This is a genomic window from Flammeovirga yaeyamensis, from assembly GCF_018736045.1.
Classification (GTDB): domain Bacteria; phylum Bacteroidota; class Bacteroidia; order Cytophagales; family Flammeovirgaceae; genus Flammeovirga; species Flammeovirga yaeyamensis.
In genome coordinates this window covers 4,837,924-4,851,470 of record NZ_CP076132.1, presented here as the reverse complement: position 1 = coordinate 4,851,470, position 13,547 = coordinate 4,837,924, and the positions used below count along the sequence as shown (strand labels likewise).

The following is a 13,547-nucleotide window of genomic DNA, read 5'->3' as shown; positions in this document are numbered from 1 at the left end:
ATTTCTCGAATCAGAAGGCTGAAGGTTGAAGCTTACTTCAACTCGATTAAAAACTAAAATTATTTATCAACTAGACTGTTTATTGTAATGTCAAAATTTTACAGCAAACAAGCATTTACTAAACTTAAGCAATCAGTATTTCTATTTACATTTTTATGTTGCTTATCATTAAATGTATATGCTCAAAAAGAAACAAGAGTTTCCGGAACTGTTTATGATGAATCCGGTGAAGCTCTAATTGGTGTGAACGTTAAAGAATTTGGAACTTCCTATGGATCTGTTACAGATTTTAATGGACACTTCTCACTTGTGCTAACAACAGAGGATCCTGTTCTTGAATTTAGCTTTGTTGGTTTCGTAACGAAGCAATTAAGAGTAGGAACTCAATCAAAAATGAAAGTTATTTTAGAAGAAGATGTAGCTCAACTAGAAGAAATTATTGTAGTTGGTTATGGTTCTCAAACTAAAAGTCAAGTAGCAAGTGCAATTTCTTCAGTCGAAGCAGAGGAAATGAATAAAATTCCAACAGCAGATGTTGGAGAAATGTTAAGAGGTAAAGCAGCAGGTGTTCAAATTAGTTTGGATAATGCATCTCCAGGCGGTTCATCTTCTATTTTAATTCGTGGATCAAATTCAATTTCTGGTGGTAATGATCCTTTAATTATCGTAGATGGTGTAGCGGTTGGTTCAATTAATGATGTAAACCCTAATGATATAGCCTCATTAGAAGTATTAAAAGATGCTTCTTCTCAAGCTATTTATGGAGCAAGAGCTTCTAATGGTGTTATATTAATAACAACTCATAGAGGAGAAGAAGGAAAAGTAAAGGTGAGCTATGATGGCTTTGTAGGTTTCCAAAATGCAGTTCAAAGAAATTTTGATTTATATAATGGTGACGAATTTGCTCAATTAGCAAGAGAAGCCCATAGAAACGATAATTATGGTATTTACCAGCCAGATGATATTGTCTTTTCACAACTTCAAAGAGAAGTTTTGGCATCTGGTCAATTTGTAGATTGGGAACAAGAGGTTTTAAGACAAAATACTGTAGTTACACAACACAACGTTTCAGTTAGAGGAGGTAACGACAAAACAAAAGCAGCTTTTTCAGCAGGTTATTATAAAAATGATGGTTTATTACCAGGCTCTGATTATCAAAGAGTAAACCTTCGATTAAATGTAGATCAGAAAGTAAATGATTGGTTAACAATTGGTTCGAATATCTCATTTATGAATGGTCTAAGAAATAGAGAAGCTAACAATCTAAACTATCTTACAAACTCTCCATTATCAAGTATATATAATGAAGACGGAACTTACCGTCGTTGGGTAGCTGATAAAGGTCAACAATTCAATCCTTTTATTAATATTGATGAAACTGATAGACAAAGCACAACAAATAAAGGTTTATACAATGTATTCCTCGATTTTAAGTTGCCATTTGATATTAAATACAGAGCAAATGCAAGTTATAGACATAATAATGTAGTTGATGGTAATTACCAATCATCATTAGAACAACAAGGCATTGGTAAATCAGGTATTGCATCCCATTATAATGATAATACAACAGAATTGATGTTAGAGAACATTGTTACTTGGGAGAAAAAATTCAATAAGCATAAAATTGATTTCACAGGAGTTCAATCTACTATTGAAAGAAGATGGGGTAGAACTAAAAATGATGCATTCGGATTTTCAAATGATTTATTAGGTTGGAAAGGTATTGCCGGAGCAGAGACCCAACAAGTAGAAAGAAGTGAAACAGAAAGAAATTTACTTTCTTTTATGGGACGTGCTCGATATAGTTATGATGGAAAATATATTTTCACTGCTACGGCACGTGCAGATGCGTCATCTGTATTTGGAGATAATAATAAATGGGGGTATTTCCCGTCGTTAGCTGTTGCTTGGAATATTCACAGAGAAAATATTTTTAATGGTACTGATTTCTTAGATGTATTAAAGTTTAGAGCAAGTTATGGTTCTGTTGGTAACGAAGCAATTAGCCCTTATAGTAGTTTAGGTACAGCAACAGAATACTATTATATCTTTAATGGTAATACAACAGCAGGTTTTGCTCCGGATTTTATGTTGCCTAACCCGAACTTAAGATGGGAAACAACAACTACATTAAACACAGGTATTGATTTTGGTTTCTTTGATGGGAGAATTCAAGGTGCATTTGAATACTACCATGCAACAACAAAAGATCTCTTAATTACAAGAGATATTAACAGTACAACGGGTTATACTAAGATGATAGATAATGTAGGATCAGTAGAAAACACAGGTTTCGAACTTACTTTAACAGCGGAAATTATTCGTAAGAAAGATCTATCCATTTCATTGACTCCAGTCTTCTCCATGAATAGAAATAAAATTACTGAATTGTATGGAGGGTTAGATGTTATCCCTAATGTAGGTAGTACTACAGGATGGTTATTTGTTGGGCAGCCAATAAGTGTATATTATGATTATGAATTTGATGGTATATGGCAAACAGGCGATCCAATAAATGAATCTCATATGACAGGTGCAAAACCTGGAGATATTCGATTGAAGGATCAAAATGGTGATGGTGTCTTAGATGATGATGATAGAATTATTTATGACAGAACACCTAACTGGATGGGATCATTAGCTTTGAATGTTAATTATAAAAATTTCGATTTTTCAGCTGATTTTTATACTGTTCAAGGGCAGGTTCGACATAATTCATACCTTACATCTAATGCAAATGGTGGTGACTTAAGAGGTAATAGAAACGGAATTAAAGTGGATTATTGGACACCTGAAAATCCATCGAACACAGCTCCAGCTCCTTCGAATGCTCAATCACCATTATATATGGATGTTCTTGGATATCAAAAAACATCTTTCGTAAGATTAAGATCGATGGTACTTGGTTATTCTTTAGGAGAGAAAGCATTGAATAAACTTCAATTGCAAAGACTAAGATTATATACTTCTGTTACAAATCCATTCACTTGGATGAACTACCCTTCTTATAGCCCAGAAAAAGAACCTGGTAGCTACCCAGAAGCATTTATATACAATTTTGGTGTGAATGTTACCTTCTAATAAAATGTGTTATGAAATTAATGAATAAAAAAACAATATATAAAGCATTAATCGTTGCAGTAGGTTTATTATCAACAGGTTGTTCTGATTGGTTAACAGAAAAAAATCCTACACAAGTGGACAACGGTTTTGTTTACAATACTGAAGCAGGTTTGAATACTCTAATTGTTTCACTTTACAATAGAGAAAGATCAATTATTCATAGTTCAGAATCTAAAGATTATTGTGTTCTTCAAGTATTAAGTGATTTAGCAGTGACAAGAGGTGCATTTAATGGATTACAATATTACAATCCTGATATGTACAACCCTATCACTTTTGAACAGGCTGAAACTTTTTGGAAAGATCAATATCGTATCATAGAAAGAGCAAATGGAGCTATTGAATCTGCTCCAAATGTAGAAATGGATGATTTAGCTAGAAATCAAATTTTATCTGAAGCAAAAGTACACAGAGCTCATGCATACTTTACTTTGTTAAGATTATTTGATAATGTCTATCTAACAACCACTTCTACTACTCCAGAAACAGCTTTAGATCCAGATATCGATTATAGCCCAGCTAGTCAGGAAGAAGTTTTTGAATTAATTGATAGTGATCTTGATTTTGCAATTGAACACTTATCTTGGGAAGCAGCAGTAGGTCGTCATAGTAAATCTTCTGCAGCACATATTAGAGCAAAATCAGCTTTATGGCAAAATAAATATGATGAAGCTATTGAGTTGACTGAAAATATCATCTATAACAGTGGCAAAGCTTTATCTGCTAATACAGAAACGGTATTTGGTAAGAATACAGGAGTAAAAGATGTAAATGAGGCTTTATATGTAATGCCATTCGACTTTAACCTTCAAGGTAATTATGGTGGAGGTAGTAAGCACAATGTTTTTTACATGTTTGTTCCAAGGTATTATAATTTGGATGGTTTTGCATTAGATGCAACTCAAGGTGGTAGATCTTTAAGTTGGTCTGCTCCAAATAATTATCTTTTGAATATGTATGAAGCAGGTGATACTAGATATAAAGATTATTATAGAGATTACCTTATTTATAATGATGAAAACTCATTACCAAGTGGGGTTCAGGTAGGAGACACATTAAAATTAAAAATTGAAGAAACAGATTATAATAATAAACGTATCTCACTATGGAAAAATTATGATCCAGAAATGCCAGATGATGTTCGTGAAGGGTACATGGATATCGTAAAGTATCGTTTAGCTGAAACTTATTTAATGGCAGCAGAGGCTCATCTTAAAGGCGGTAGTGCTTCTAAAGGATTAGAATTTTTAAATGCAGTGAGAACAAGAGCAAATGCAACTCCTCTTACTTCTTTGGATGAACAAGCTATTATGGATGAAAGAGCAATGGAATTAGCTCTTGAAGGTCAAAGATGGTTTTATCTAAAAAGAATAGGTAAGCTAGGTTCTCAAATTAGACAGTTTGCAGGTAATGATGATGCACACTTTGAAGGAAGAACAAACTTTAAAGATTATCATAGTGCTTGGCCTATTCCTCAAAACCAGATTCAGTTGATGAATAATTTCCCACAGAATCCTGGATACTAATCATAATAAAAAAGCAATGTGTAAAAGATAACTTACACATTGCTTCATATAAACTTAGAAAAAACTAAAGAAATGAAACTGAAATTACTAATTCGATTCACACTTGTATTAGGAATGATGGTCTTTTATGGGTGTAGAGACAATACAGATTTTACAAATCCGGAGAGTCCTGGAGAGCCGCTAGTTACATTATTTGAAGCAGAAAAAACCGGTGGAACATCAGTCAATTTTAAGTTTGAAGGTGAAAATATCCACTTATTCAAAGTATTAACAGGCGATTTTAATGCTGCAGGTGATGAGATTGCCTTTGAAAGCATGGACAATGAGCGTACATATACGTATGGTAATCTAGGTTGGGGTAATCATGATATAGAACCTCGTTTAGTGGCATATGGTCCACGTAGAGCCGATACAACATCAGTAGATTTAAATTTTATTATTGGTGAACCTACTCCAGAAGGAGTTGACATTACAATAGGAGAACCAACTGCTGCAGGTATTGTAGAGTTTGATTTGAAAGGAAGAAATGTATGGAAATATACTTTTGACTTTGGTGATGGAAATACGGATGAGTTGATTAATACCAACCTAGCAGAACAATTAACTCATAGATATGGGTATTCATCAGAAGGTACTTTTGATGTGAAAGTTGTCGCTCATGCAGCTGTTGAATCTGTGGAAGTAACAGGAACTGTAGTTGTAACAGGTTTTGTACATCAAATAGAATTTTATGCAGATTGGGGTGATGATAAAACAGGAAATGATTTCAATTCTCCTTTTACAATAGATAAACAAGTCATCAAGGACCAAGAAGGAAATTATCCAGGTACTTGGGACAAAGTATTTGAAACAGCAGATGGAAATGGTACAACTAGTGGATATAGTAACTATCAAAGTAGACAGATAAGTAGCTATGGTATTCCAACTCATACACCTGGAGATGATGGAACTTCCCGTATGACTTGTGGAAAAGACGCAACTGAATACTATATGGCATTTAGACTATATGGAAACAAAGTATTAGAAGCATCTGGTGGATATCTTGATTTAACTAACCAATCAGAGTTTAGAATCCTAGCCTATGCGGATGTGGCAAATGAACAAACTACAGAACTAGGTCCACATGAAGTACATTGTGTATTACAAAGTAGAGGTAACAATTTCGCCCGTGAAAGAGATATTGAAGGAGTGAGAGATAATGAAATTGTTATTACAAAATACATTAACTCAAATGATTCATGGGAGGATTTATCTTTCGACTTTTCTGATGATAGCGATGAATGGGTAAATGCTGATGGTAGTTCAACTAAACCTAGTGAAAGAAAGGATTTAGATACAGTTATTATCCGTTTCAATCGTCCGGGAAATGCGACGGGAGATGTAAATCACCGTTTATTCTTTGATAGATTTGAGTTATTGAAATCAGATGGATCAAGTAATTTTGGGTCAAGACCTTAACTAAATAAACTAAAACTAATTATAGCTACATTGAATTTTTTCAATGTAGCTTTTACAACTAATGCTATGCTGAAAAAAACACTTAAATTACTTCTCTTAGGATGTATTGGTTTTGCATCATGTGAGAAAACAGAAAACGATGTAATTTTTCCTGGTGAAGGGGATGGAGATAACGAAACAGAAGTAGATACTTCTGGAGTAAGTATTTTTAATTTTCATTATGATGAAGTTTCTGTACTTGGAAAAGAAGTATATCCAGTAAGGTTATTAGAAGGAGAGATAGTAGAGATGTCTCATAGCCAATATGGAGGAAACCTTAAAAAACAATATGATAAAACTGGGTTCTTTTATACAAAACAGATCAATGGATATTGGTATTTAGTTGACCCTGATGGATATGAATTTATTACAGCTGGATTAAATTCAGTTGAAAAAGGAGGAGATATAGATCTTCCTGGTGATTTATATGATATGGGTGTAAATACTATCGGATGTTGGTCTGATGAAACCATTCCTAATATTGCATATACTCCACGATGGAACTTTGCACAAACGTATAAAAATGAGTACGATAGAGGAGCCTTATGGAACGTTGGTGTCTTACCAATTTTTGATCCTGAATATGAAATTTTTTGTGATCAACATGCTAAACAGTTAGCTGCAAGAAAAAATGATCCTTTCTTACTTGGGCATTTCTCAGATAACGAAATTGCCTTATTTGCTAATAATAGCTACGGTGCTTTATTGCCACGTTACTTAAATATTAGTGATAAGACAGATCCTAATTTTGTGGCTGTAAATCAATGGATGATAGAAAGAAAAGGACCGGGTTATACAACCGATGAACAAGATGAATATGATTTTCATGGTTTTTTAGCTGATAGATACTATAAAGTGACAAGCGAAGCCATTAAGAGATATGACCCTAACCATCTTTATTTAGGAAGTAGACTCCATGGTAATGCCAAGTTTGTTCCTTCAATCTATCAAGCAGCCGGAAAATATGTAGATATGATTAGTATCAATTTCTACAATAGATGGGAGCCAGAATCACAAGATATGTATGATTGGGCAGCTGGAGGAGCTCCATTTTTTATCACTGAATATTATGTTAAAGGAGATGATACAGGTCTAAATAATGTACAGGGTGAGGGATGGACCGTACCTACTCAAGAAGATAGAGGTAAATTCTTCCAAAACTTCACAATGAAATTACTTGAACATCCAGGATGTGTAGGTTTCCACTGGTTTAGATACATCGATAACGAATCGAATGGCTTAAGAACTAATCAAGGTATTGTTTCTAAAGAATTTGAATGGTACATGCCTTTAAAAGAAAAATTTGAGGATGTAACAAAAGATATTTATGCTCTAAGAGAGTTCCTCATCAATGAAAACCAATAAAATAAGTGAATCATAATCACTTATAAACACACTATAATTTTTTGAATATGAATAAAAGTTTATTCTTTATACTGCTACTTTATATAAGTAGCAGTATAAATGTATTTAGTCAACGAATACTGGAAGAAAGCTTTGACTATCCCAGTAATAGGTTACTAGTAGAAAATCCAAGTGAAGATGAAGAGGTAATTGATCCTGTGACAGGGTGGGCAATTACTCAGGAGGGCATAGAAGTTTCTCCAATAAAAATCACAGAAGTAGGGTTGTCTTATAATGGTTATCCATCATCAGGAAATGCTATTGAATTAGTCAATGGCGCAAATAATGCTCAAAATGCATATAGAAGTTTGGAGGGTACCTATTCAGAAGGGGAATTATATTTTTCGATGTTAGTATCCGTTTCCGGAGATGATGTTGATGGTGATATGTTTTTCAGCCCAAGAGAAAATAATCCAAGCGATAAAGCCAGAGTATTAAGAGGTCGAGTTTTAGCCAAAGTTCAGGATGGAAAAGTAATCTTTGGTTTAGATAAGGGACAAGAATCAGTATGGGCATCTGTAGAATGTGAAAAAAATGTAGCACATCTTCTAGTAATGAAATATTCATTTATTGAAGGAGATGATAATGATGAAGTAGAACTATTTATTAATCCGGATCCGACTTTAGAAGAACCTCAAGGAGCGGATGTGATGACTTCAAATGGAGATGATAGAGCATTGTCTTCTATCATTTTAAGACAAAGAAGAGACGGTGTAGAATCGTTGATTTTAGATGAATTACGTTTTGGTACTTCGTGGGAAGATATTGCTAATTTACCGAGTGAGGAGAATGACCTAACCATCACTGCTGTAAAAGTGAATGGGCACCTTATTTCTGCTTATGAGAATACAATGGAAACATTAGAAGTTGATGTTCCTTATAATCAAACGGAAGCATTTGTTGAAGTTGAATTAAAAAATGAATTAGCTCAAATTACAATCGATCAATCTGAAAATATTCAAGGTTCATTAGAAGAAAGAACAGCAACAATTACAATTACGGCTCCAGATCAATCTTCAAGAAAAGTTACTTTAGTTTTTAATAAAGCTCCAGAAATGGATATTTATGTGGCATTAGGTCAGTCTAATATGGCAGGTCGTGCAGAAATTACTGAAGAAGTAAGTGGCGAAATAGATAACGTTTTCTTACTAAATAAGATCAATAATTGGACAGCTGCTTCTAATCCAATGAACCAATTTTCTAATATTCTAAAAGAAGCACAATATCAAGGAGTAAGCCCGTCTTATGCATTTGCTAAAACAGTATCGGCTTATACAGATAAAAAAATAGGCTTGATTGTAAATGCTAGAGGGGGTACATCACTTGCTCAGTTTTCAACAGGAGAGTATTCTGCTCCTTTGAAATCTAGAATTGCAGAAGTAGCTAAGTTTGGAGAAGTAAAATCTATACTATGGCATCAAGGAGAAGCGGATAGTTCTAAACCAGATACTTATCTGTCCAGTTTAAATACATTTGTTGATCAACTCAGATCGATTTTGGAAAATCAGGATGCTTATTTTATTGCAGGACAGTTAGGTGGTTGGAATAGAATTGGTGAAGAAACTCCAAAATATGGAGATTTTAATGAGATGCTTACAGGAATTAGTGATCAAATTGAAAACTCTGACTATGTTGAAAATACGAATTTGGAACATATTGATGGAGATGACGCACATTTTGATACAAAATCACAATTGCTGTTGGGACAGAAATATGCACAAAAGGTATTATCAAAAATATACAATATAGAAATTGGTATCCTGAATATTGATTATAACGGTGAAGGAAAAATTGTCATTGATGAATTTGAATTAAATTCCTCTGTAGCAAATTCAATCACGTCTTTAAAAGGTGAAGAAAAAGAACTTTTAATTCAGGCTCCAGAAGGGAAAGTAATTACTCAATTACTTGTAAATGGAAGCGAGGTTAATGAGGCAGAAGGAGAAAGTGAATATACCCTTTCTCATCAATTTGATGTTGATTATGAAAACCTTAAAATAGAAGCAACTTTTAATTATGAAGAAGTAGGAGATGTTCCTCCTCCAAACATCATTTTTATTATTTCAGATCAACATGCTGGTAATTTTATGCCTTATAAAGGTCATAGTATACAAACACCTGGGTTTGATAAATTGGCTGATAATGGTGTAGTATTTAATAGAGGTTACTGTAGTTTCCCTGTTTGTATTTCATCTAGACGATCAATTTTTACAGGTCGTATGCCAAGCCAAGGAAGCCCTGAGACAGATTATTTATCGTTAGGTAAAGCAGTGAAGGATCTCGGGTACAATACTGGTTATTTTGGTAAGTGGCATATTGGTAATACAAAATATGAGACAAGCTTAGAATGGAATGGATTTGACGAATATGAAAAATTGAAACACAACGATACAGATGTTACTAATAGAAGTATTCAGTATATCCAAGATCATAAGGATGAAGATAAACCATTTTTCTTGGTAACATCTTTATTAAATCCTCATAACTGTTGTGAATTAGCACGTATCATTTCCAATTTTGATTATAAAATTGATTTCACTGATGGTGAAGTGCCACATGATCATGATCCGGCATTATGTCCTCCACTTCCCGATAACTTTGAGATTCCATTTATCGAACCTGAAGGATATTATGCTAGACGTTATCCAGTACCGGGTTCAGAGCATTGGGATTCTAACCACACATCGTGGTGGACAATAGATCAATGGAGGCAATATTTATATGGTTATGAATTATTGGTTGAAAAAATTGATAATCACGTTGGACACATTTATGAAACTCTTGAAGCAGAAGGTCTATTAGAAAATACGTTGATAGTATATACCACAGATCATGGTGACGGAGTGGCAGCACACCGTTGGTCATCAAAAAAATGTTTTTATGAGGAGGTGATGAATATTCCATACATTATGTCATGGAAAGGCCAAACTACTCCAAATGTTATTGATGATGAAAGTATAGTATCGTTGGTAGATATTTATCCAACTTTAGTATCTATTGCTGGTGGTGAATTACCAAGTCATTTAGCTGGTCAGGATCTTTCTGGAAATATTCTTAGAAATAATGGAGGTAAAGAAGCAGTTAAAAGAGATTATTTAGTTAGTGAACTTTATCAGCACGTTTACAATCCTCTTCCAGCTCGTACGATTACTGGCCGTATGGTGGTTACAAAAGAATTAAAGTACGTATTATTTGATGGTGGTTTCCATAGAGAAATTCTTCATGATTTAGAAAAAGATCCAGGAGAAATGGAGTCATTCGATAGAGATCCTGCTTATGCTGAAAAATTGGCTATGATGCGTGGATATCTTAAAGAATGGGTAGAAGAAATAAACGATGATTTCGATGTCGATGGCATCTTACAAGGTTATCAAACAGATGCCACTTTAGGTATGGTGACTTTGGATGGACAAAGAATTCCTGGGTTTAATATCGAAGAAAGAGATTTTACTTTCTTTATCAATACGGATGATATAACAGCTGAATTAGACATTAAAGGAGTAGCAAATCATCCGGATTGTAATGTAAAAGTCACTCAAGAGAATAAAGGAGAAGGTGATAATGCATATAAAGATGTGGTTATAGAAGTAACGTCTATAGATGAGACGATTACAAGTATTTATCATTTCACTCTTTATAAATTTGAATCTAATGTGATCTTCCAAACAGGTTTTCCTGTACAAGATGGACAAACTGCACCTATTGGTTGGAGTTCTAAGTCCACAATGATTTCAAGCAATATACCTGATCCAATGTCAAGTCATGGTGATTTCTTGGGAAATGGTGCTTTAAAGTTTACAAGAGGTGAGGAAGGTAATCAAGGTCATTTAACAAGCCCTGAATATGAAGATGTTAAAGGTTTATCATTCTGGGCATTTATTGAAGCGCCTTTTGGTGCGACTGAATTATTAGTGGAAGCCGTATCTTCTAATGGTGACCGCATTAAATTAGACGTAATAGATAGATCGTTACTTGCTGATGATGAATGGAGATATTTCCAATATAAAATAGATACCGATAAATCAGTTCAAATCGTATTTACTCCAACAATAGATCGTCAGCCTGATATTCATGATGACTGTCGCTTATGGATTGATGATTTAACCATCTATTCTGAGTTTGAATATCATACTCCAATCGAAGTTTTATTCGAAGATAACTTCGAAGACGGAGCAGGTAACGATTTCCAATGGTGGATTCAAAAAGGATATGGTGTTCTAGGTATTTTTGAAGGAAGTATTGATGGATATAGTGCTTTATTCGGTAGAGATATATCCTCTATAGAATCTCCTGTATCATTTAAAAAAATGGGAGAGTTATCTTTCAAGTTAAAACCAATGGATGAAGAAGATGCTATCGAAGGTGCTATGTTTAGCGTATCGATTAGTGAGGATCAAATGACATGGGAAAAATATTGGGAAATATCTCATGAAGAGTTGATTAACGCAAACAAGGTTCTTGAAGAAAATATCACAATTAATGGTGGTGATAAAGAGTATTACATGAAATTCGAAAGTAATATACCTGAAGGGACAACCACAGAAGGAGTATTTATTTTGGATGATGTAATGTTGATAAAAGAAAATTCTGATTTATCAGATGTTCGAATTTCATCGATATCAACGGATACAAGAACTGTATCTGATGAAGAGTTAAAGTTTACTTTATCATCAGATGATTTATTCTCATATATAGCAAACGATTCAATTGGGGTTTTTGAAGATATCTTTGTGAACATAACTCCAAGAGCTATGGGAGCAACTGTAACAATTCATAATCAACCATCTCCTCTTCCTGGAGAAGCAGGGGAAATGAACTTTACAGTAACTGCAGCTAATGGGTATACGACTCAAGATTATACAGTAACCGTTTATCGTTCAAAATATCATCAATATAAAATTGGCTTCTTAAAAGGAGGAGGATCAGATAAGATTCCAACAGGTTGGACTTCAGGTGGAGCTAATTATGTAGGAGATAAAGGAAATCATGGACTTTATCCTGGTGATAATATTTTTAGAATGTACTATTCTGAAAGTAAAGATGAGTTTGGATATCTAATCACTCCAACAATAGAACGTATTGGTAAATTATCTTTTGCTGGGCGATTTGGTAAAACTGATATGACCGAGAAATTAGTGGTAAGTAAGAGTACAAATGGAGGGGAAACATGGGAAGAGTTAAAAACTTATACTCCTAATGATGGAATATTCCCTGCATATGAGGATGAAGATAAATCAGATCCTTTAACCATGGATGAGATTGATGTTTATGAAAGTAATGTCATGATCAAGTTCCAATATGGTAACGATACTCATCCAACACTAAATAACCCACGTCTGGGTATAGATGATATTGGAATAAAAGTGGATGTGATTGAAGTACCTATCACTTTCACTGATAATGTAAGAGTTCTTTATAAAGGTAAAGAATTGTCAAGCGGAGATCTTATACAGCCAGAAATGGGAACTGATGGTATGGTTGAACTTGAGATTTTGACTAATGATAACCAATTTTTTGAAGAGTTATTGATTAATGGAGTTGAAATGATTGAAGCAGTAGCAACAGAGAAATATAATTATTCTTTTAATGCTGTAACTGCAAAATCTATAGAAATCGAAGCAACATTAATTTCTAATGAAGAAGGACCGACGGGTATCATTGGGGATAATAATCAAGTGACTATTTATCCTAACCCAGTGAAAAATATGCTGAAAATTAATGGTTTAGAAGAACCTTTTGAGGCGGATATTTATACTGTGAATGGACGAAAGGTATTTACTATTAAAAATCAAACACATTTTTATATCGGAGGTACCTTAAAAACAGGAATTTATATCATGAAAATTAAGACAGAAAATGGCTTAATTGTAAAAAGAATCATGATAGACTAATAATATCATAACAGAATGTACTCTTATTTATTTAAGAGTGCATTCTGTTACTAATTATCACTTTAAAGTAGATTATATGGTGTGACTTTTACATATTTTTTAA

At 33.8% G+C, this 13,547-nt stretch carries 5 protein-coding genes; all 5 read left to right on the top strand.

Going from position 1 to position 13,547, the window contains the following annotated elements; genetic code table 11:
• Positions 1 to 87 precede the first annotated feature (87 nt).
• The 5 genes from KMW28_RS19285 to KMW28_RS19265 all read left to right on the top strand — a co-directional run bounded on the left by KMW28_RS19285 (position 88) and on the right by KMW28_RS19265 (position 13,444).
• Complete coding sequence (locus KMW28_RS19285) at positions 88 to 3,084, top strand: SusC/RagA family TonB-linked outer membrane protein (RefSeq protein WP_169665972.1); 2,997 nt, start codon at positions 88 to 90, stop codon at positions 3,082 to 3,084.
• A 20-nt stretch (positions 3,085 to 3,104) separates the two neighbouring features.
• On the top strand, positions 3,105 to 4,652 hold the full coding sequence (locus KMW28_RS19280; RefSeq protein ID WP_169665974.1) for a RagB/SusD family nutrient uptake outer membrane protein: 1,548 nt from the start codon (positions 3,105 to 3,107) through the stop codon (positions 4,650 to 4,652).
• 72 nt (positions 4,653 to 4,724) lie between these two features.
• Entirely contained in the window at positions 4,725 to 6,110 is a 1,386-nt protein-coding gene (locus KMW28_RS19275) for a PKD domain-containing protein (RefSeq protein WP_169665975.1), read from the top strand.
• Between the two features lie 66 nt (positions 6,111 to 6,176).
• On the top strand, positions 6,177 to 7,514 hold the full coding sequence (locus KMW28_RS19270; RefSeq protein ID WP_169665977.1) for a hypothetical protein: 1,338 nt from the start codon (positions 6,177 to 6,179) through the stop codon (positions 7,512 to 7,514).
• 47 nt (positions 7,515 to 7,561) lie between these two features.
• Positions 7,562 to 13,444, top strand: coding sequence for a sialate O-acetylesterase (locus tag KMW28_RS19265; protein WP_169665979.1), 5,883 nt, complete (start codon positions 7,562 to 7,564; stop codon positions 13,442 to 13,444).
• Positions 13,445 to 13,547 lie beyond the last annotated feature (103 nt).

Excerpts from the sequence above, each read along its gene's own strand:
- KMW28_RS19285 (WP_169665972.1), top strand. The coding sequence starts at position 88 with ATGTCAAAATTTTACAGCAAACAAGCATTTACTAAACTTAAGCAATCA.
- KMW28_RS19280 (WP_169665974.1), top strand. The coding sequence starts at position 3,105 with ATGAATAAAAAAACAATATATAAAGCATTAATCGTTGCAGTAGGTTTA.
- KMW28_RS19275 (WP_169665975.1), top strand. The coding sequence starts at position 4,725 with ATGAAACTGAAATTACTAATTCGATTCACACTTGTATTAGGAATGATG.
- KMW28_RS19270 (WP_169665977.1), top strand. The coding sequence starts at position 6,177 with ATGCTGAAAAAAACACTTAAATTACTTCTCTTAGGATGTATTGGTTTT.
- KMW28_RS19265 (WP_169665979.1), top strand. The coding sequence starts at position 7,562 with ATGAATAAAAGTTTATTCTTTATACTGCTACTTTATATAAGTAGCAGT.